The sequence below is a fragment of the Polyangium sorediatum genome, assembly GCF_029946465.1.
Lineage (GTDB): Bacteria > Myxococcota_A > Polyangia > Polyangiales > Polyangiaceae > Polyangium > Polyangium fumosum.
Map to the genome: position 1 here is coordinate 11,701 of NZ_JARZHI010000011.1, position 20,388 is coordinate 32,088.

Consider the following 20,388-nt stretch of genomic DNA (forward strand, 5'->3'; position numbering starts at 1 on the left):
CAACAGAAAGAGCCCAACCGTTGCAGCATTCAGCTTGCGCGTCCGGTACATTGAATTGTCCTCCAGAGGAGTGGATAGGACGTGATGTGCCTACGCGATTTCCAGCAAGCCACGTGCCGACGCCCGTGCGTTGCGGACAGAGACCTCGGTGCCGCCGGTGCGTACGCGCCAGACGCGGATCCCACGCCTCACCGGGAGGACTGGTACGTGCGCGTGACAGAGGCTGTCACGGCAACGTGACAATGTCTCAGGCGCGTGACACTGGCCGCTCCCTGGAAAACCGATGAACGTTTTCCCGCGACCGGGCACAGAGGGCGAGCGTCCTCTCGGCAACCATTCTTCGCGATCCGGGAGACCACCGGTCACTCACACGGAGAGCCATGAATCTTCGCAACTTCTTCTTCAAGACCGCCATCTCGTCCCTCACCCTCGCCCTGCCGGCCCTCGTGGGCTGTGGCGGCTCGGAGCCCGCGCAACCCGGGCAGCCTGGGCAGGAGCTGCTCGCGCCCCCGGAAGCGGGCAAGGGCGTGCAGTTCAAGATGGTCACGAAGCTCGACCCCGGCACCGAGGGCGAGCATTGCATGTTCGTGAAGGCGCCCGCGGAGGGGCTCTTCGTCAACCGTGACGAGGTGCGCTACTCGAAAGGGAGCCACCACTTCCTGCTCTTCCAGACGAGCTACGACGACATCCCGACCCAGAAAGAGGACGGGACGATCGTCGACACGAGCGGCGTGTTCGACTGCTCCGACGGTGCGACCGATGGCTGGGAAGTGGAGAAGCTCGTCGCCGGCTCGCAAAACGCTGACGGCGACTCCATGCTGCGTTTCCCCGAGGGCGTGGCCATGAAGGTGCGCCCGGGCGCCGTGCTTCTCATGAATGCGCATTACATCAACGCCTCGATGAATGTCATCGAGCCCGAGGTCCGGGTGAACCTCTACACGATCCCCGAGGCCGAGGTGAAGACGGAGGGCGACATCCTCTTCATCTACAACCCCTTCATCTACGTCGGGGCGCAGGCCGAGGGCCGCGCGCGCATGCGGTGCCCGGTGCACACGGACATCACGATCGCGAACGTGCAACCGCACATGCACGCGCGCGGCGTTGGTTATGCCGCGTCGATCGTCGGGCAGGCGGATCCGTTTTATACGAGCACCGAATGGGAGAACGTGACCGTCAAGGATTTTGGCGAGGGCCTCCAGGTCAAGGCTGGCGAGTGGTTCGATTACTGGTGTGACTACTCGAACGCGGAGGCGAGGGACGTCTTCGAGGGCCCGCGCTCGACGGACGAGATGTGCATGCTCCTCGGCTCGTATTACCCGGCCGATCCGGCCACGGCGCACTGCCGCGCCGAGCCCGTCGGCTCCGACCAGCCGAACTTCATCGGTGCCGAGTGGGTGGGCAATGGCAAGGCGACGTGCGCCGAGTCGTTCACCTGCGTGCAGCAGGCCCTCAGCGCGGGCCAGGAGATCACGCCCTGCGTGACGAACGCTGACGCCGCGGTCTCGCGGGAGTTCTCCGACGCCTTGCGTTGTTTCCTCAAGAAAGCCGGCCCGAGCCAGGATCCGGCGATCGTCTGCAAGACCGAGCTCGACGCCTGCCTCGCGAAGTGACCCGCCCCCGCCGGCTCACGCTCTCAGGGCCCGACGTCTTCGTTCGGCTGCACGCTCTCGATGTAGCTCTCCAGCGGGCGTCCGTCGTCGAGCAAGACATCCACGAAATCCCCGAGATCGACGCCGGCCTCCTGGATCTCCGTCCCCACGTAATCGAAGACCGTGCCGCAATGGGAGTTGTTGCGCTCGCGCCAGTAAGGAATGAAGTACGCGAGGTTCTCGCGCGTGTCGAACTGCGCGGTGAGGAGCTTCGTGTCCTCGGCCCATAACGCGAGGATCTCCTCCTTCTCGAGCCCGGGATAAAAACGCTCGTACGAATAGAGCGAATAATCCATGTCGCGCTGGAAGAACGTGATGCCCAGCCGGTCGTCGGGGAAAGCGTCGGCGAGGGCCGTGTTGATGCTGCCGAGATCGCCGGGCTCGATGGCGACGGGCAGGTCTTGGTACACGGAGTCGACGTCCCACGCCTCGCGGATCGTCTCGTGCAGGTATTTCGAGGGACCCGCGCTGGGGAAGATGGGGCCGGAGTCGTCGAGCATGTAGCCTCGACCGACGGGGAGGCCCTTGCGCAAGAAGTAATAATTGGCGAGCGAGCCCGCCCCGCCCGCGCTGCAACCCGAGACGAGCAGGCGCGGGATGTGCTCGAATTGCTTCGCGAGCCAATCGGTGACGAGCAGGTTGTTCGGGTGGCCGCTGTGGTGGAACTCGACCGCTCCCTCCCCGGGGGCGCCGACGTAATCCGTTACGCGGTTGCCGGAATGGATGTCGCCCGTGCAATAAGGGAAGTAGACGAGGTTCCAGTCGCGCGCAGGGTTCCCCTCGTCGCGCCGCAGGAGCGGGAAGACATGCTGCATGATGACCATGTGGTCGTCGTCGATGCCGTTGGGGTTGGCGGCGCCGCGAATGCCCGTCTTCCCCGTACAGCTATCGTAGTCCCAGCACGCGCCGCCTCCCTCGAACATGACGGCGAGGTCGTTCGACCTCTCCGACCAGTTGACGAAGAACTTGTACTGGCTGCCGTTGCCGCACACCGTCCCGGGCACCTCGACCTTGAGCCACTCGCCATAGACGCGCGGCTCCTCCACCGGGGGCGCCGAGACCACGTCGTCCCCGCACCCCACGAGGCACGCGGCCGAGGCCGCCACGAGGAAAGAAAGAACGGGGGCGAACGAGCCTGCGCGGGGACGGTTCATTGGCGAAGGATAACCGGCGTCGCCCGGAAAGGCGGCAAAAATCCCCCCCCGCGGCCCCGCTTGTATCCGTAGGCAACATCACGCCGAGGCAGGCCCGGGAACTCTTTCCGCTCTCAGCGGTCCTTGCCCAAATGCTCTCGCGCCGCGCCTTCGCCTGCGTCGTCTTCCTCACCTCTTGCGCGCCCACGCCACCTCCCGCCTCGAAAGCGCCTGAAGCCTCCGTCGACCCTGCGCCTCCCATCTCCTCCCCGCCTGCTCTCACGAAAGACGCCGAAGCGAAACCTGCGCTCAGCCTCGAACCGCTCGTCGCGGGCGATGTCGCTCGGTGGAAAATCACCAATCGCACATCCGCGCCTCTCCAGCTCGGCATCGAGAACGCACAGCAGCATTGGGCACGCGATTGCCGCTCGCCGCTGCGACGCATGGGCGACGACGGGCGCGCTTGGTGCATGCCGATCCACGTCAAGACGGACGTCCCCGCTTATGCGACGCTCGACCCGGGCGCGTCCGCGGTGCTCACGCTATCGCTGCAGTTCGATTCGCGCGGCCCCGAGCCCGCGCTCCCCGCAGGTCGATACCAGCTCGCGATCCCCACGACAAACCCACACGACCGCAGCAGCGGCCCCACGGCGAGCGTGAGCTTCCGCCTCGAAGGCCTCGACGAAGACGAAGCACGCTCGCTCGCCCAGCGCGTCGCATTCGCCACAGAGCACGGCTGCGCCCAGACCTCCGAGCTCGGACAACGAGCCCTCGCATGGACGGCGCCCGAAGCGATCGCGCTTTCCGCCATGGATGCGCCTGGTGTGCCGTGGATGCGCGCGCGTTATGCGCGGTTCCTGGTGATGTTCCCGGAAGCCCAAGAGCGCCTGCGAAGCGCCTTGCGGGGCAGCTCCTTTGACACCGCCGTCGCGGTGAACGCGCTGCTCTCGGTCCGAGCGCAGCCTCCGACCGAGGTGCGCGAAGAAGCGCTCCGCGCCCTGCCGAGCGCGCTGGATGTGAGCGGCTTCGATCCGATCCTCGTGCAAGCCGTCGCAAACAGCGACTATCGTGCGAGCATCCTCAGAGCCGTCGCGTGGCGCGTCGAAGGCCGCTCGGAGGCCGAGCTTGGCCCCTGGGAAGCAGGCCTCGCGTGTGCGAGAGCGCGCGTGGGCGACGAGCTGCCCTTTGCGGACCTGATCCATGCCTTTCGCTTGCGCGCGCAGAAGGCCAAACCAGAGCTCGCCGTAGCGCTCCGCGCCCGCGCAGACGCCTTCGAGGCACAACTGCGCGAGCGACGGGACGAGATCGACCAAGCGCTTCGAATTGCACGCGCAGGGCGTCCTCCCTCGGACGGCCATCACGCTCCGAACATCGGAAGGGGCTGCGGTTATGGCACAAGCGGCCCCCGTCCCGAGCCTGCATGCGCAGGCGCCGAGATCACGCCGAATGACCCTGCGCTGCGCTTCTTGTCTGCGCCCATGAAGCTCTTCATCGAGTAGGTGCCGCGGGGCAGCGTGGAGCGGAACGAAGAGCTGAAGCGGCTCGCGGAATCCGAGGGGTGGCGGGGGGTCCTTGTCGGGGGGCTAGCCCCTGGAGCCCTCTCACGCCCCCTGTAACATGCACTGTTACAGGTACACCTGATGAGGGACACCCCGCGGCTCCCCATCCAGCCGTCTGGCGTCAGACTGCGGACCCTCGGACCGCCCTGAATTGGCAGTTTCCTCTCAGGAGGTTGCCGTGCCGAGCCGTGGAGCGGCGACTGGCACGCTCGCTGCAGTAGACGACCCCCGTCCCACGCCCGATCAGAAAACCCCCAGCAGGAAAAATTTCGATGAGCGACGACGTCAACGACATCCGTACCAAGGTCCAGGCGCTGATGGCCCAGGCCCAGGCCGATCTCGCCCAGATGGTTTCTTACGAATCGGTGTTCGCGCCGGCGGACAATCCGCCCGCGGATTGCAACAAGATGGTCGTCTGGCTGGCGAAGGCGTTCACCGCGGCGGGCTTCACCGATATTGCCGTTCACGTCACCTCCGACAAATCCAAGACGGTGACCGGTTACAAGAAGGGGCCCCCGGGCGCCCCCACCGTGCTCCTGTACTTCCACCACGACGTGCAGCCCGTGCCGAACAGGGCGGAGTGGAACACCGACCCGTGGACGCTGACCCCGCAGAACGACGGGCGCTGGTACGGGCGCGGCGCGGCCGATTGCAAGGGCAACATCGCAGTGCACCTCACGGCCATCCGTGCGCTCGGCGACGACCTCCCGGTCAACCTCAAGATCGTCGGCGAGGGCTCCGAGGAGCAGGGCACCGGCGGGCTCGAGGACTTCGTCGCCGACCCGAGCAACCATGATCTGCTCGCAGCCGACGCCATTCTGGTGGGGGACGCGGGCAATTTCGCGGACGGGACGCCGACCCTGACCACGTCGCTGCGCGGCGTCGCCAACGTGATCGTCGCCGTCGACACCCTCGAGGGGCCCATGCATTCGGGTCAATTCGGAGGACCGTCCCCCGACGCCCTCGCCGCGCTCATCTCCATGCTGGCCACCCTGCGCGACGCCAAGGGCAACACCACGGTGCGCGGGCTCGACAACAGCATGACCTGGTCGGGGCAACAATACCCGCCGGATCAATTCCGCACGGATGCGCGCGTCCTCGATGGCGTGGATCTGCTCGGCAGCGGCACCGTGTCGGACATGCTCTGGGCGCGGCTCGCGGTGACCGTCTGCGGAATCGACTGCCCGTCCGTGGACGAGGCCACCCCGGCCGTGCAGGGCCACGCGCGGGCGCTCGTCAGCCTGCGCATCCCGCCCGGCATGACGGCGGAGGCGGCGCAGCACGCCTTGATGAATCACTTGAAGTCGGTCGCGCCCTGGAACGCGAGGGTCACCCTGACCCCGTCCGCGAGCGGCGAGCCATTCCGCACGTCGACCTCGGGGCCGGGCTACAATGCAATGGTCGCCGCCATGGGCGCCGCCTACGGCAAAGAGGTCGTCGCCATGGGCCAGGGCGCCTCCATCCCGCTCTGCAACGTCTTCCAGACCTCCTTCCCCAAGGCGGAGATCATGCTCTTCGGCGTCGAGGAGCCGAAGGCGTTGATCCACGCGCCGAACGAGAGCGTCGACCCCTCCGAGATCGAGAACATGGCCGTCTCCCTGGCGGTCTTTCTGCAGAAGTTCGCGAAGGCCACGGGCTGATCTTCCCCCGCCCCCCACCCGGGTTGCCCGGGACGTGGATTCCCGTCAAGCCCTCGGGCCGAACGCTCGTATCCCTTCAATGGCTGACCCGGAGGAACCCCCAGCACCCGTTCGTGTATCCGAAGCTTCCCTCGTCGCGGTACAGGAAATCGCCGACCACGCCGAATTTCCCGCCGGCGCCGTAAAGGGGCAAGACGTTGTGCGCCGTCTGGACGCTGGCCCCGCCTTGCGTGGAGACCACGAACCAGTCGGGGTTCGGCCCGATCACGGTCGAGTTGAGAAGGAACGGGCGGTAGCCCCATTCGTGGCCCCATAACGTGAAGGCGTGCTGCCGCGCATGCCCGGAGGGCTGGAGCTGCCGGATCCGCAAGGCTTGCCCCGCCTTCGCCCGCAGGATCGGCGTGGCCGGATCGCCGAACACGTACGAGTTGTGGATGTCACCGAGCTGGTGCTCGTTGTACGCATTGAAATCGGTCTCGGGCCGGAGGCCGAGGCGCGCCCAGATCGGCTCGGTGGCGTAGTTCCACGCCTTGTGCCCCGTATCCTCGGCGTCGTCCTCGCCGCCGAGGTTGCGGATCGCATTGCCGCAGTTGAGATCCCCATCTTCGCAGCGGAACCGAGAATCGTCCGACCGCATGGGCACGTCGTCCTGGAGCAGGAGGACGTGCTCGCGGAACGATTTCGCCCCCCCGAGGCCGGGGTGCGTCACGGTGGCTTGTGCTTCCGTGCCGGGATCGGTCGCCCAGGTGGCGAGCTCCGGCTCGATCACGAGCGCGCCCACGCCGCCGTGGGCCCCGCCGTGCACGACGTCCGCCATGTTGCGCAGGTTGATCGCGCCGAACTCGATGGGCCGGGGCTTTTTGCCCTGCCAATCGCCGGCGTACCAGACGTACGTGCGCTCCTCTCCCGGAGCCACGGTCTGCGGGGGGTTGTGGCCGACGTTCGCGCCGTCGGAGACGGCCACGTCGTAGGTCACGAGCTGCGGGTGCAGCGAGACGTGATTCGATTTTCGCACCTGGTTCACATTGAACCCGTCGGTGATCGGCGGGTGGTAGTTCCAGTGCGGCGTCTGGGGCAGGACATGGGGCAGCTCGTTGCGCAAGGTCACGCGAATGCACTCCCCCGCGGCCGCGCGCAGGATGAGCGGCTCGGGGCGCCGGAGCCCATGGCGGAGATCGGAGAGGTGCTCCTCGCGCACGAAGAGGATGGCCTCCGGATCGTAGAGGTCGAAGTCTTCATTGTACGTGAGCCGCCCGTCCGGCAGGTGGTCCGCGGCGGTGATGGCGACGACGTGGTATTCGCGCTCTTTCGCGCCCGCGGGGCAAATGCGCGCATCCGTGTCGTAGTACGAGCTGCCTATGGGGACGCTCGCCCAGGAAGATCCGGGCAGCGGCCGGAGCCAGGGCTTTCGCTCCCCATAGCAGCGCATGAGCCCCCACATCCCGTTCCAGAGGTCGTCCGTCGGCGCGCTTGCGTATAGGTAATCGACGTGGTCCGCCCCCGTGCTCGTCGACCATTGATTGCCGGGCATGACGAATTCGAGGTGCTCCGAGATCCCGATCGGATTGCTGTTCGAGTATCCGCTCTCCGGGTCGGCGAACTCGTAGAGCCACTTGTTTCCGTGCAGGGTCCAGACGTGTTGCTCCTCGTGGGCCCCTTGGATCAATCGTATGTGCACCTCGTCTTCGGGGTACGCTTCGAGGATTGGCGTCGAGGGCTCGCCGTGCAGATCCGAGCGGAAGACGTTCTGCATCTCCCCGACCGGGCCGTCTTTTTGCACGAGCGTGTCGTCCGGGCCGGGCTTCCCGATGCGCAGCGGGATGGGCTCGTTCCGGTAATTGATCAGCATGGTCCCCGGGTCCGCGGCGGAGATGGCCTCCGGCGGGAAGGGCTCGTGCGTGACCGCGAGCGGCAGCGGCGCCTCGACGGTCCCAGGCGGGTTCACGGGCTCGCCGTAGGCGTCGTAGGCGAGCGCGAAGTCCGCGAAGGCGATGTTGAACTCGCGGAATGACGTGCCGTCGCCCCTCGTGATGTCGGCGCGGAAGCTCGTCGGCCCGCCGTCCTTTCGTGTGCCGAAGGCTTGCCCCGTCCTCGAATCGCGGTAGGTCGAGCCCTCGGGCTCGATGACGAGCGCGCCATAGAGGCCGTGCTGCTGGTGCGAGGACGGCGACAAATGGTCGTGCGTGAAGACGGTGCGGCTCGTGCGATCCCGGCCGATATCGTCGAGGATCCGCGCGGCCCATTGGCGCTGCACCGTCGTCTGCGCAGCGAAGGCCTTGGGGATGCGGGGGTGCGTCTTGGGTGTGAGGAAGACGCGGTTTCCTTTCGGCGTGATGGCGCCGCCGCTCGCGTTTGCCGCTGCGATGCGATCCTCGACCTCCCCCGGGGCAAACGTACCGTCCTCGTAATTAAACCCGTTCGCCCCTCCGTCCGAACTCGTCACGTCGAATTGCACGAGATGGATGTGCTGGCCCACGATGTCCGTGGGGGTGCGGATCTGGAAATCGTCCTCATCGAGCACCTTGGGGAGCAGGTTCGTGGCCTCGGCATGAATGCAGTCGTTCGAGTTCACCCGCATGTACAGCGGCTCCGGGGGCCGCGTCCCTGCGTAGGTCGCGGGCAGGTCCTGCTCGAGCACCATCATCCGGAGCTGCGGGTCGTGCCAGTAGTTGTCGTTGAGCAGGCCGTTGATTTCCACGAACGCGAATTGGAACGTGCGCAGCGGGACGTTTTTCGGGCAGGGGTCGGCGAACGGCGCGCCCATCGCCGGCGGCCTGCCATTGACGAAGAAACGCGCGACCTGACCGAGAGGCGTGCGGGTGGGGTAACTCGCGCCGGCCCAGCCGTAAAGCGTTGCGTCTGGCTTGCCGCCAGGGAACGTGCCGGCGTGGAAGGCCATGGCCCCCTGCTCCGAGGCCGTTCCATTCTGCGGCAGGAGCACGAGGTCCGCCTCGAGGATCTCCACGTCGAATCGTGCGACCCCGCTGCCCCGCACGATCGCGTTGTCGGGGACCGCGTCGATCTTGTGCCGGGGCAAGCCGCCGTCGAAGACCATGTCGAGCGGCGGCTGCGGCGGCCTGTGCCCCGCGTCGGCGGGGACGTAGAAGGGATATCCTGGCATCGCCGGGCGCCATACCTTCTTGTTCCCCTGGACGACCAGCGTGGGCTCGTAGGTGGGCATGAGCGCCATTCCACGCTCGGGGATGGGGACGAGGGCGGGCGTCGGGGTGCCTTTCGGGATCTCTCCGTCCGGCAGCCTCCGCGACGGCGATCCGTTCTCGAATACGTCGTGCACGCGGAGCAGCCCCCACATGCCTTGCGCGAAATGGGGATAGAGGTGGCAATGGAAAATGGCGTCGCCGGGCGTGAGGACGCGGTTGCCTGCTCCCCCGAACAGGAGGTCGTAGGTGAAGGTCGCGCCGGGGCCGATCGTCTGCGAGTCGCGGGCCATGGCGTCGTCATGGCCCGGGGACTGGAGCCACTGGTGGGCGTGCATGTGGAAGACGTGCGTCTCCTTGGGCCCCGCGTGCAGGTTCCGGAAGCGGACCGGATCGCCGAGGTAGGCGTGGTGGACGTTCGAGGGATCCTCCGGGAAGAGGGCTTCGAGCGCTCCCCCGTCCTCGTCCCGCGACAAGAGCATCGCCGGATCGCCGTTCGCCCACGACGAGAGGAAGAACTCCTCGAACTTGCATTCGGCGCAATCAGCCGCGGGCCCGAGGCGGGCGCGGTTGGCGAGCAGCTCCGCGCCCAACCCCGCAGCGCCGTAGTTGATGCCAAAGCCGTCGCGGACGCCGTGGAGGCTCGGGTCCTCGTCGAGTTCGGGGAACGCCTGCACGGCCCTGAGCTCGTCGTGGAAGAGCACCGTCATCTCGCGGAAATGGCCCTGATCCTTGGAGACCGTGGTCCCCGCTTCGGTGTGCGTGTAGCCGGTGATGATGGCGTAGAGATCGCTGTGCACGATCTCCAGCTCGCCGTTTCGGTCGTCGAGGATACGAAGGATGGGCGTACCATCGGGAAACGTCGCGTCGTAATCGATGCGGGGCGGCAGGAGCGGGTCCTTGTCGTACGTCGCCACGGCCGCGAGCTCCTTGCCCGTGACCTGCGAGCGATACCAGACCGCGTTCTTCGGCTCGACGTGGACCGCGCCGAAGAGCCCGAGCACGATTTGCCCCCCGAGACCCTCGCCGCCCGCCATGGCCCCGCCGCTATGGGCGAGGAACGTGCCTTCACGGTCGGCGAAGAACCGATACGTGCGGGTCTGGCCCGGCGCCGCGAGGGCGGGCGCGTTTTTTCCGACGTTCCCGGCCAGCGATTTCTGATCGAGGACCTGGAGCCCGCTCACGTGGAACGACGCGCGCCTCGTCGCGGTCGAATCCGATCCGATGTCGCCTCCCACGTGGAAGGGGACCTCCGCGTCGGGAGAGATGTCGCCCACCGTGGGGGCGAGCAGGTTCTTGAAATGAACGACGAGCTCGTCCCCGACGTTGACGCGAAGCACGAGCGGCCTCGGTCGCTTGTCGGGCGCGAGCATGGCGTTGCCCGGACCGATCGGCTTCGCGTCGTCAATGGGGACGACGTCCCGCTCGAGGGCGAAGATCATCCCGTCGGGGTTGAACGAGCCAAACCTGTTGTATACGTACACCTGATCGAGCGCGACCACGCGCGCGACGATCGTGCGGCCTCCGTGGGGGGGGTTCGGGGAGGGCTCGCTCGGCGGAGCGACGACGGCGAGTGAGGCCGCCCCTGCCGTCCCCGCGCCGGGCGGTGACTCGTCGGGGTCGCTCCCTCCGCACCCCGACGCCAACAAGAGGACGAACGCCAACCATCGCAACAAAGAAGGTCCAGGTCTGGACACGGTATACCCCCATCACATGGATTCGATATGCCTACGAAAAAAGCGCGAGGGCCCGAGATCACCGGTAGGGGGCGACCGTGAGCCATTCCGATACACGCACGATCTCTCGCGCGACCGGATCGACGCGGACGACGTATGCGCCCGTCACACCGACGTGATTCCCGCGGCTGAAGCTGAGCGGCGCCGAGAGGCCGACCTCGAAATCGCGCAGCGTCTCGAGCGCCGCGACGAAGGCTCGCCGTGTCGGACGCCCCCCTGCGCGGCGAAGCCCCTCGATCAAGGTCCGGGCGGCGACCTCCACTGATATCGCGAGCCCGATCCGCCCTGCCGGGGCGCCTCGCGCTTGCAGGCGGGCGCGGAGGTCCCGGACCCTGGCGGAGACGCGATCGTCGACGGGGCCCGCGTGCACGAAGAGCGTCCGCTGCGCGGCGCGGGGGTCGAGCGCGGCGGGCGCGTCGCCGAGGATCGCGGACGGGGCATAAATCGGCACCTCGTCCGCGGAGGAGAGCGCCCGGACGAACGCGCCGAGCTCCTCGGCGGTCCCGCCGAAGAGAATGGCGTCGGGCACACGCGCGCGCGTCTCCGCGGCCGCCGCCGCCGCGTCGAAGGAGCCTGGCACGAAGAGCCACGCGGAGGGCGCGGGCATGTCTCGCCGCGCGGCCTGGCCGCGCGCGAGTCCGTCCCGGAGCAGCCTGCCCGCGGCGTCGTCGGGAGCGATCACGTGGAATGCGGGGGTTCGCCGGGACGTGGCCGCGTGCGCGAGCACGATCTGCGCCAGCATGTCGAGGCCGGGTCGCACCTGGAAGACGCGCTCGGCGTCCGGCGGCGTCGGCCCGAGGGGCGCGAGATGGGGGATCTCCTCGCCCTCGTCGTCCCGGAGCGGCTCGGCCGCGATCGGGCTCGACATCATGGCGAAGACCTCGCGCCGGGCGAGGCGTGCTGCCGCTGCATGCGGGCCTCCGGGGCCATTCGAATCCTCGAGCACGAGCTCGATGCGACGTCGAAACACCCCGCCCTGCACCTCGATCTCGGCGAATACGTCGGCGGCGGCCGCGGCCATCGCCGCCCCTTGCGCCTTGGCTGGGCCCGACATCGGCCACGCTGCGCCGACACGGATCACGCCCTCGGAGACGCCCGGCTCGCGCTCGTGACCGAGGCAGGCGAGGTACGCTCGCAGATCCGCAAGGGCCGACGTATCGAGCGTGAACCTCGGCATGGCGGGACCGAGGCGCCGCGCGCCGACGTGCCCTTCCCGGATTGCGGCGAGGAGCGTCGTTTCGTCGTGTCCGGGGCGGCCCGTGCGTGCATCGGGCGAAAAGAGGCTCTCGGGCGTGAGCGCGGGCGCGGCGATGCCTCCCTCTTCGGTCCCTTCCCCCGAGAAACCATGGCAACGCGCGCACGCCGCGCTCGCCCCCGAGAGCATGGCGGAGCCGTCGCCGACGAGCCCCACGAGGGGCTCTCCCTCGGCGCCCCGGCCCTGGTGATAGATCGCCTTGCCGCGCCGCGCGGCGGGGCCGAGGCTCGCGCACGAAGCGCCTCGGTCGCGCGGCGCCTCGGGGCGGCTCTCGCTCCCTCCGAGGAGCAAACAAGCGCCCATGAGCACGAGGGCGCCCATCCCCCAGCGCTCGATCACGGCGCCTCCGTGTTCTCCGCGGGACGACGCAGCGCCGCGATCTCGGCGCGCAGGCGCGCGGGGGAGGCGAGCCCGTCGACAAGGACGAACTTGCCCTGGCCGTCTCCGATCACGGTGAGCGGGCGATGCTCCTCCTTGACCCTCGCATCGCCGCCGAGCGCGCGAAGGGCCCGCGACAAACGATCCGGCTGTCCCGTAAGGAACGTCCAGCCCTCCCGCCGCCCGAATCGGTCCGCGTAACGGCGCAACGCCTCGGGGCCATCGATGGCCGGATCGAGGGTGAGCGATACGAGACATATATCGTTTCCGAACGAATCGCCGAGGTCGTGGGCGAGCCGCGCGAAGACGGCCGTCATCGGCGAGCAGATCGTCGTGCACGTGGTGAAGACGAACTGGATCGCAAAAGCGCCCGGGCCGAGGGCGTCGCGCAGCAGCACCGTTTGCCCGTCCTGATCGACGAGCTCCACGTCTGGCACGACGACCTTGGCGAGGGGCGCGACGCGGACGTCGGCGCCCGGGGGCGGAAGCGGGACGGGCGGCGCGCCCTTGCTTTCCCCCTCGCATCCCGCGGCGAACATGGCGGCACCCACGAGGACCAGGGCGCGCGCGTACCGGAGCGGATGATTTGCAAGGGCCATGCTCATCGCTTGGGGTCGTCGAGGTGGTCGACGAGATAGACGATGTCCTCGGGGCGCGACGTTGCCTGGGTCTTCACCCAGTTTCCGGTCGAGAGATTGCCGACGTAGAGGGTCGTCGCGTGGTCCTCGGGCTTGCGCAAGAGGCCCCCGATGCGGCCGAGCACCTTGTTCACGTCGTCCGGTGCGCCCGTCAGGAAGTACCATCCGGCCGTGGCTCCGTGCCGATCGGCGTACTGCTTGAGCACGGCCGGGGTGTCGTTCTCCGGGTCGGCCGTGACGGTGATGATGTGGATCTCCTTGCCCATTCGCGCGCCGAGGAGACGCTGCACCTTCGCGAGGTTCGCCGTCATGGCGGGACACGCGCCCTTGCACGACGTGAAGGCGACGTTGATGAGCACTTTTTTTCCCCGCAAGAGATCGTCGTGGAAATGGCGGACCTTTCCGTCCTGATCCACGAGCTTCGTATTGGTGAAATAGCGCGCCGCCGCGTCTTCGTTGGCCTTCGCGCCCGACGCCGGCGGCGCCTCGGCCACCACGGGCGCCGCGGCGAGCGCGGCCAGGAGCCCGAGCGAGACCTGCAATGTGACGACCAGGAGCCGCTTCACTTCCGACCCCCCTTTCCCCCTTCGCTCGCGGGCAGAACCTCGGAGTCGCCTGCCCTGACGCCCAGGGTCCATGTCGCGCGGCGCATCAAAGGCCCCGCCTTCTGGTTCGGACGCACGACCAGCCGATATCGGCCGGGCGTGGAGGGTTTCACCGTGATCGCATAGACCGAATCCCCCTCGGCCTTCGGCACGCCGCGCCACACGTATCCCGTCGGATCCTGCGTGAAGAGCGCCGTGAGCGCGCGCGGGGCGATGGGCTCCCGCAGCCGGAAGCGGAGGGTCGTGGTCTGACCCGCGACGAGCTTTTCGCCAGGATCGAAGAGGGGCTCGATGCCGAATGCATCCTCGCCCGGGCGCGAATCCCCGTCCGGGAGGGACCATTCGAGGCAAGCCGTGACCTTGCGGGGTCCGTCGATTTGCACGGCCACGTCGTGGACGCCGCCGCCGTCCATGCGGAACGGCGCTTCATAGACCCCCGGTTCGATTTCGTGGAGCGAACGATCGACGATCCGCACGGCGCGTGGCGAGCGCCCGTAGGCGGGGTGCGTCGCGATGGGCGCCATCATCCCCTCGGCGTATCCATAAAGCGTGCGGTCCACGGGGTGCGCGACGAGCATTCCGCCCCCCTCGGGCAAGGGAGCCATCGGAGCCGCGAAGCTCGGCGCGAAGTCCCCGTCCGGCGCCGCTTGCCCCATGGCGACCTGGACGAGCTTCGGCGGCTCGTTCGCCGGGTCGCCCGCGAGCCCGAACATGGAGAGGTGGCTCGACCCGAGCTCCCGCACGTACACGAAATTCCGCGTGAAGGAGACGTGATCCGGGCGGGACAGCCTCCTCGTCGTCTGCACGATCTTGCCCTGGGACGCATCGAACACATGCACCGCGCCCGCCTCCCGCTGGGCCAGCCAGGCGAACCTGCCGCCGGGCGCGAATGCGACGGACGCGCCGCCGCGGGCCACGGGGATTCGCCTGGTCACGGCCCGGCTGGCCTCGTCGATGACGACGAGCTCGCCATTGTCGCGCGCGGCGAGGATCATGGCTGCCTCGTCGCTGCCCGCGAGGGCGACGACACCTCGGCCCACGTTCACCTCGGCGAGGAGCTCGCCGTGTTCGGCGTCGAAGACCTTCATCGTCTCGCTGTCCGACGCCGATACCCAGGCGCGCCGCCCCCCCGCGAGGAAGACGATCTCCTGATGCCCAGCGCCCGAGCCCAACGTCTTCCGTTTCGCCCGCGCGTCCCCGTCGATCACGCTCACGGTCCCGTCGCCATCGTTTCCGACCCAGAACGAGCGTGCATCGCCGCGGGGCACGATTCGCGTCGGGTGGTCGCCGACGTCCTGGCTGCCGCGCACGCGGCCGCGGAGCACGTCCACCTCGGCGACCAGGTCGCGCTCCGGGATCGTCACGAAGACCGAGGTGCCCTGTGGCGCCGCGGCCCAGTCCGCGGCCTGGCCGGGCAGGGCGACGAGGCTCTGGAGCTTCGTGCGCGCGAGGGCGACGCGCGGCTCGATGATCGAGAGGCTCGGGTCTTCGTTGAGCGCGAGGACGAGGTATCCGTCGAGGACCGAGGCTGGCTGCGCGGAGAGCAGCCCCCCGGCGAAGGACGCGACGAGGTTTCGGCAGGCCTCGTGAGCGAGCGCCGTGCCCCCTTCTTTCCGTGCGGACAGCCATACGCGGGGCCGGAGGCCGACCTGCGCTGCGCCCGTCGCAGCGTCCTTCACGGAGAGCCTCGCGCGGGCCACCCGCCACGCGCCGGCGGCGTTCGTCGCGCCGTCTTCGAACGTCGCGGACCAGGCAATCGTCAGGCCATTGTCTGCGACCTCGACGGACACCGGGGCCGAAGGCGCGCCCGCGCTCTCTCCCGCGGCCGGCGGGAGCGAGGGCTTTTCCTTGGGATCCTGCCTCGCGCAGCCGCCTGTGTGCAGCAGCCAGGAGGCGAGCCAAAGGACGAGCGCGCGTTGCTCCGCCAGGGCGCGGAGGCAAAGCAGCCGCCGCCGCCCCCATTGCACGACAGAATTCGGTTCCATGGTAACCAGTCTCTCCAGGTTCGCGCGACTAGGATGTCGACGCGCTGCCGTGCGCTTGCCGCTTCTTCGGTCAGGCGCCTCCGGAGCCGCCTCCAGGTGCGCCGCGCCGGGGCGCTGCCCCGGACCTCGACCCGAACCAGGGCCAGCCCTGGACCTTTTGGGGAAAAATGGTTGTTCATGGTTTTCGCTGAGGCTGCCCAACGATTGCTGGGAGCTCCAGGGGATTTCGTTCGTGCTCCTGGGGCGGCACGACGAGGCGCTCGTTTACACGTCTCGCGACGTCATCGACCGGTGAGGATGACCGTAATCGCGTGCGTTCGTAGGGGCGCACGGCCTACGTTGATCCGTACCGTCGCTTGCGCGGAGGGCACGGCTCGCGCGGAGGGCGAGGCCGTGCTTCGTAAGGACGGAGTGGCATTTCACAATGGCGGGGGCTCGTTCCGCAAGGGCGGAGTGACGTTCCGCGAGGGCGGAGTGGCGTTCCGCGAGGGCGGAGTGGCGTTCCGCGAGGGCGGAGTGGCGTTCCGCGAGGGCGGGGTGGCGTTCCGCGAGGGCGGGGTGACGTTCCGCGAGGGCGGGGTGACGTTCCGCGAGGGCGGGGTGGTGTTCTGCGAGGGCGGGGTGGCGTTCTGCGAGGGCGGGGTGGCGTAAGAAGCTACGCGGGTGAAGGCGCCGAAGGAGGCGGGGGTTCCGGTCGAGTAAGCGGGGCCGCGGAGGGCGGCCGAGCGGGAGTTGCTTCGCGCTCGGTCGCCCTGCCGATCCGGATCATGCTCATTTCGGGTGCGCCGCGGCGCTCACGCCGCTGCGCGGGCGGCGAATGCGCTACTTGAACACATCCATGGAGCCAAGCAGCCAGTTCCCGGGGGCGTTCGGGTCCGCGCTCAGGTAAAACTCGACGATCGCCTGCCGGAACTCGGCGCAGCTCAGCTCCCCGCTGCTGTCGCGGTCGAGCCGCTTGAACCACTCGGTGGAGGTCGACGGAGGAACCCCCACCACGTCGTACATTCGCACGAATTCTTTCTGCGAAAGGCTCCCGTTGCCGTCGCGGTCGAGGGCTGCAACCATCCCCTCGGCGATGCGACCCACCGCATTCTGAAAATTCTCCGGAGCGATGACGCTGGTGCTCATGATGCGGAGGAACTCCGGGAGCCCGATCTTCTCTCCCGACGTGCCTTGACCGGACTCCAGCAGGAGGCCCCACCAGTGCATGAAGGACTGCTTCATCGCGGTCTTGGTCTTTTCATCGTCCTCGGCTGCCAGGCCGGTGAACATCCCGGCCATCTTCTCGAAGTCGTCCCGGGTGAGAAAACCATCGCCATTCTGGTCAAACCAGGTGAATAGGAAGCCGAACTTCTTGGCCTGCAAATCAGTCGTCATGAAGATATCCCTGTCGCTCGATCTGGATCGCTCGGGATTCCCGTCTGGAATCCGCTGCGCCAAATATCCGCTCCATACGAACACCATGCCTCCGCCCACGGCAGCGAGAAACCTCGAAAGGCGTGGCGGAGACCATCGTCGCGGAGAGTAGACACCGGAGCACTCGCTGGCGTCAACCCGATCGGAAGGCGGATCCCCCCGCTACCTCGCGTGCCCGACAGGTGTGCGCCTGGGCGAAGCCGTGGAGGATGCGCCGCGGCTTTACGGGCAGGCCGTCGCGTACATCAGGCGCTTCGCCGACAGGTCGTGGTGAGCGATGTGCACGCGGCCCGTATCATCCACCTTGAGCGAGCCGCCGGTCGCGAAGCTCGTCGGGTCCACCTCGGTGGTCTGGAAACTCCCTGTCGCATGGCTCGCATAGCTCATTCTCTGTGCCCCGATGTCGAGGTACGCGACGTGCGAGACGCCCTTCGCGTCGAGCGCGGCCGAGGTCGCGATGGAGCTCGTCGTGATGGGCTCTTTCGTCCAGCTCCCAGGTGTGCCCTGCATATGGAGGAGCCCGTCGTACGTGGCGGGGAAGATGTGCCGACCGCCCGTCGCGTCCACGAGGAAGGGGTTCGTCGTGTCGTACATGTAGCTCGACGTGACCTCGGCCTTGTCCCAGTTCATCGCGTCCACGCGGGCGGCGTGATAGACGCGGAAGTAGATGTTGTTTTCGCGCTGGGTATAAACGATCTCCGGGGTGCCATTGCGGAGCGCGAGGGAGGTGTTGCTCCCGGGCTGGAACGCGGTATTGACGACCTCGACATCGGCGACGAGCGAGAGCCCGTTGGCCGCTGCCGGCTCGACGACCTCTGTTTTCCACGCCCCGTCCTCGTACGTCGCGTGCTTCACGGCCCCGTTGGCGTAATCCTTGTAAAGGATGTGCGGCCTTTCGTCGACGAAGACGAGCTGGCTTGCCCCGCGCCCTCGCCGTCCTCCCTCCGCCACGAAACCGGGCGCCGGCTGTCCCCTGTGCGTTGCGCGCACGGTTTCCTCCGAGGTGGACGGCGTCGCGGCCGGGGAGCTCGACGTCGAGGTGTGAAAGCGTGAGCTGTCGCCGTCGGCGCGGAACGTAGGCAGGGGTCGTATGGCTGCAAGGCAGAACGGCGGGCGCGATGATCTGCCGCGATGGCGCGAGCATCAATTGCTGTCCGGACATGTGCCGGTGATCTTCGGGGACTCACCGCACTCGACAGTGTAATCGCACGCGCCGTCTTTTATCTCGCAGCCGCCCCAGCCCCAGTAATCATGCGAGCAATACGCCAAGTTGCATAACTCGCCCTTCTCCGAAGGGGGTGGATTGCCCGTGCATTCGACCTCGCAGCCAGCGCAGGTGCAGCTCCGCGTGCACCAGCCGTTGCTCCGCGAGCACGGCCCGCCGGCTGTCCCTCCGGCGCCGCCGCTTCCTCCGCCTCCTTCATTGCAGGCACTCTCCCTATCGCAGATGCCGACAGGCGGACCGCCTCCGCTGGCCCACGGGTCGCAAAAGAAATGACCGGAGGGATCACAGGTGCATCGGATACCACTCTCGACGCCCGAATACGCACAGGTCGCTCCCGCCGAGCAAGGGGCGCCCATGCCGCAGCGTCGCTTGGCGAAGGAGTCGTCCCCTGATTCCGTGTTGGCGGCACCATCACACGCACCCAGCGTAAACGCAGTCAGGAATGTCATCCACGCCGCGCGCGCTATCGATGCTATCTTGGTCGAGTTCATGGCGCATCCATCGGAGCAACGGTTGGGCCAGGCATCGTCCGCGGAAAGAATCGCGCCGACGCCGCAGTTTGGCGACATGCCGGACGTTCAGGGTTGGCGCACAATGGCTCAATACAGGACCTTTAAAGCACACGTCGAGGTGGGCGGCGTCGCGGCCGGGGCCGCCGCGTTCACCGTTTGATCCCTCGACACCTCCCCGCCGGCCCGGCTACATTCGCAAGCCATGCGCCTCGTCAAGGACCTCTCGCTCCCCCTTGCCGCGACAACCCCCGTTTTTCCCGGCGATCCACCGCCGGAGCTGCGTCCGCTCGCGCGCATTCGTGACGGCGCGCCGCTCGACGTCTCGAGCCTCCACCTTCACGCCCACGTCGGCACCCACCTCGACGCGCCCTCTCATTTCGTCCTCGGCGCCCCGGATCTCTCCGCCTTTTCGCCCGAGACCTTCGTCGGCCCCGCGTTCGTCCTCGATCTCGCGCGCCTCCCCAAGGACCGCATCGAGGCCTCGGACCTCGGCGACCTCACGCGCATCCCGCGCCGGAGCCGTCTCCTGCTCCGCACGCGCAACAGCGCCCGCTGGCAGGAGCCTTCTCCCACGGTCGACCTCGCCTTTCTGGATCCGCAGGTGATCGACGCGTTGCTCGCGCGCCGCCCCGTCCTCGTCGGATTCGATGCCTACAGCCTCGACCCTCTCGATTCGACGACCTTCCCCGCCCACACCCGCCTCGCAGCCGCGGGGCTGCCCGCGCTCGTCGCGCTCGATCTCGGTGGCGTCGAGGCGGGCAGCTACACGCTCGTTTGCCCGCCTCTGCCGGTCGCGCTGGAGGCGAGCCCCGTGCGCGCGCTGCTTTTTTCGATTTGATGCAGCGGAGCGCCCTGGCTCACGTGGTTCCGTCCCTCGGCACCTCAGTGATGCCTCTTCGCGGCCTCGGGTGAAGGATTCGGCAGGATCTTGAAGACCCCTGGCCGATCCGGATCGTCCACGCGCGCTGTGCGTGTCCCCAGCAGGAGATGCAGATATCCCTCGGCTGCGCCGGGCGGGGTGACCACGAACCCGAGCGGCGTCCAATGGTCGATGTCGCGCCGGGAGGCATACGGGAGGATGGCGACGGTGCAGCCTTGCGCCAGCGTGTCGCAGAGGCGGCGCACGAGGGCGAGGTCGATATTGCGGCCCTCGTGCGCGGGGTCGATGACGAGCTCGCTGATGTAGAGGGCGTCGTTGCCGCCGCCCTCCAGGTATTCGTCCTTGGGCCAGTCGTTCTCGAAGAAGATGTCGTGGAGCGCTTCGATCTCGCCGCTGTCGGCGTCGAGCACGTCGAGGAGGGGTACGTTGAGGTCGAGGGCGCTGCCAATGTGAATGCGGGCGACGCGCGCGTGGCCGATTCGAGCGGGGCGCGGGGCGTCGTCGTCGGGGAAGATGTCGATGGAGAACCACGTGACGAGGCCGGAGGAGTCGTTCGGCTCGCTGAGGGGGATGTCGGTGGAGACGTGGATGCGCATGGGCCCTCCCGAGGATCGGTGGG

Annotated in this window: 15 protein-coding genes; 6 read left to right on the plus strand and 9 right to left on the minus strand. The window is 67.9% G+C overall.

Going from position 1 to position 20,388, the window contains the following annotated elements; translation table 11 throughout:
* The first annotated feature begins 380 nt into the window (after window positions 1–380).
* Window positions 381–1,610 carry a hypothetical protein gene (locus tag QHF89_RS15190; protein ID WP_136968823.1) on the plus strand — a complete coding sequence of 410 codons (1,230 nt, stop codon included), beginning with the start codon at window positions 381–383 and terminating at the stop codon, window positions 1,608–1,610.
* Between the two features lie 23 nt (window positions 1,611–1,633).
* On the opposite strand, the gene QHF89_RS15195 is transcribed toward QHF89_RS15190, so the two are convergent.
* Complete coding sequence (locus tag QHF89_RS15195) at window positions 1,634–2,803, minus strand: pectin acetylesterase-family hydrolase (RefSeq protein WP_136968822.1); 1,170 nt, start codon at window positions 2,801–2,803, stop codon at window positions 1,634–1,636.
* 449 nt (window positions 2,804–3,252) lie between these two features.
* Here QHF89_RS15195 and QHF89_RS15200 point away from each other — a divergent pair, with 449 nt between their 5' ends.
* Entirely contained in the window at window positions 3,253–4,281 is a 1,029-nt protein-coding gene (locus tag QHF89_RS15200) for a hypothetical protein (RefSeq protein WP_136968821.1), read from the plus strand.
* A 332-nt stretch (window positions 4,282–4,613) separates the two neighbouring features.
* Window positions 4,614–5,981 carry a dipeptidase gene (locus tag QHF89_RS15205; protein ID WP_136968820.1) on the plus strand — a complete coding sequence of 456 codons (1,368 nt, stop codon included), beginning with the start codon at window positions 4,614–4,616 and terminating at the stop codon, window positions 5,979–5,981.
* A 76-nt stretch (window positions 5,982–6,057) separates the two neighbouring features.
* Here the strand turns inward: QHF89_RS15205 and QHF89_RS15210 are convergent, their stop codons facing one another.
* The 5 genes from QHF89_RS15210 to QHF89_RS15230 form a co-directional block, all read right to left on the minus strand.
* Complete coding sequence (locus QHF89_RS15210; protein WP_284720517.1) at window positions 6,058–10,812, minus strand: multicopper oxidase domain-containing protein; 4,755 nt, start codon at window positions 10,810–10,812, stop codon at window positions 6,058–6,060.
* Window positions 10,813–10,894: 82 nt separating this feature from the next.
* A complete protein-coding gene (locus QHF89_RS15215) occupies window positions 10,895–12,469 on the minus strand; it encodes an ABC transporter substrate-binding protein (protein WP_136968819.1) in 1,575 nt (524 codons plus the stop codon).
* Window positions 12,466–13,113 (minus strand): SCO family protein, encoded by a 648-nt coding sequence (locus QHF89_RS15220; RefSeq protein ID WP_284720518.1) that lies wholly within the window; start codon window positions 13,111–13,113, stop codon window positions 12,466–12,468. Before QHF89_RS15220 ends, QHF89_RS15215 begins: the two co-directional genes overlap by 4 nt.
* Window positions 13,110–13,712 carry an SCO family protein gene (locus QHF89_RS15225; RefSeq protein WP_284720519.1) on the minus strand — a complete coding sequence of 201 codons (603 nt, stop codon included), beginning with the start codon at window positions 13,710–13,712 and terminating at the stop codon, window positions 13,110–13,112. The genes QHF89_RS15220 and QHF89_RS15225 overlap by 4 nt, the downstream gene beginning before the upstream one ends.
* Window positions 13,709–15,736 (minus strand): hypothetical protein, encoded by a 2,028-nt coding sequence (locus QHF89_RS15230; RefSeq protein WP_136968817.1) that lies wholly within the window; start codon window positions 15,734–15,736, stop codon window positions 13,709–13,711. The genes QHF89_RS15225 and QHF89_RS15230 overlap by 4 nt, the downstream gene beginning before the upstream one ends.
* Window positions 15,737–16,147: 411 nt before the next feature.
* On the opposite strand from QHF89_RS15230, the gene QHF89_RS15235 reads away from it, so the two are divergent.
* Window positions 16,148–16,387, plus strand: a complete 240-nt coding sequence (locus QHF89_RS15235) for a hypothetical protein (RefSeq protein WP_284720520.1) — start codon at window positions 16,148–16,150, stop codon at window positions 16,385–16,387.
* Between the two features lie 171 nt (window positions 16,388–16,558).
* Here the strand turns inward: QHF89_RS15235 and QHF89_RS15240 are convergent, their stop codons facing one another.
* Together QHF89_RS15240 and QHF89_RS15245 are read right to left on the minus strand one after the other, a co-directional pair.
* Window positions 16,559–17,113, minus strand: a complete 555-nt coding sequence (locus QHF89_RS15240) for an EF-hand domain-containing protein (RefSeq protein ID WP_284720521.1) — start codon at window positions 17,111–17,113, stop codon at window positions 16,559–16,561.
* A 261-nt stretch (window positions 17,114–17,374) separates the two neighbouring features.
* Window positions 17,375–18,007 carry a hypothetical protein gene (locus tag QHF89_RS15245; protein ID WP_136968815.1) on the minus strand — a complete coding sequence of 211 codons (633 nt, stop codon included), beginning with the start codon at window positions 18,005–18,007 and terminating at the stop codon, window positions 17,375–17,377.
* Window positions 18,008–18,854: 847 nt separating this feature from the next.
* Here QHF89_RS15245 and QHF89_RS15250 point away from each other — a divergent pair.
* Both QHF89_RS15250 and QHF89_RS15255 read left to right on the plus strand, forming a co-directional pair.
* Window positions 18,855–19,049 carry a hypothetical protein gene (locus QHF89_RS15250; RefSeq protein WP_136968814.1) on the plus strand — a complete coding sequence of 65 codons (195 nt, stop codon included), beginning with the start codon at window positions 18,855–18,857 and terminating at the stop codon, window positions 19,047–19,049.
* A gap of 42 nt (window positions 19,050–19,091) precedes the next feature.
* Window positions 19,092–19,727: a cyclase family protein gene (locus QHF89_RS15255; RefSeq protein ID WP_136968813.1), complete on the plus strand. Its 636-nt coding sequence runs from the start codon at window positions 19,092–19,094 to the stop codon at window positions 19,725–19,727.
* Between the two features lie 44 nt (window positions 19,728–19,771).
* Here the strand turns inward: QHF89_RS15255 and QHF89_RS15260 are convergent, their stop codons facing one another.
* Window positions 19,772–20,365: a hypothetical protein gene (locus QHF89_RS15260; RefSeq protein ID WP_136968812.1), complete on the minus strand. Its 594-nt coding sequence runs from the start codon at window positions 20,363–20,365 to the stop codon at window positions 19,772–19,774.
* Between the last annotated feature and the right edge of the window lie 23 nt (window positions 20,366–20,388).

Coding starts and splice junctions, on each gene's coding strand:
- QHF89_RS15190 (WP_136968823.1), top strand. CDS start 381: ATGAATCTTCGCAACTTCTTCTTCAAGACCGCCATCTCGTCCCTCACC.
- QHF89_RS15195 (WP_136968822.1), bottom strand. CDS start 2,803: ATGAACCGTCCCCGCGCAGGCTCGTTCGCCCCCGTTCTTTCTTTCCTC.
- QHF89_RS15200 (WP_136968821.1), top strand. CDS start 3,253: ATGCCGATCCACGTCAAGACGGACGTCCCCGCTTATGCGACGCTCGAC.
- QHF89_RS15205 (WP_136968820.1), top strand. CDS start 4,614: ATGAGCGACGACGTCAACGACATCCGTACCAAGGTCCAGGCGCTGATG.
- QHF89_RS15220 (WP_284720518.1), bottom strand. CDS start 13,113: ATGAGCATGGCCCTTGCAAATCATCCGCTCCGGTACGCGCGCGCCCTG.
- QHF89_RS15230 (WP_136968817.1), bottom strand. CDS start 15,736: ATGGAACCGAATTCTGTCGTGCAATGGGGGCGGCGGCGGCTGCTTTGC.
- QHF89_RS15240 (WP_284720521.1), bottom strand. CDS start 17,113: ATGACGACTGATTTGCAGGCCAAGAAGTTCGGCTTCCTATTCACCTGG.
- QHF89_RS15255 (WP_136968813.1), top strand. CDS start 19,092: ATGCGCCTCGTCAAGGACCTCTCGCTCCCCCTTGCCGCGACAACCCCC.
- QHF89_RS15260 (WP_136968812.1), bottom strand. CDS start 20,365: ATGCGCATCCACGTCTCCACCGACATCCCCCTCAGCGAGCCGAACGAC.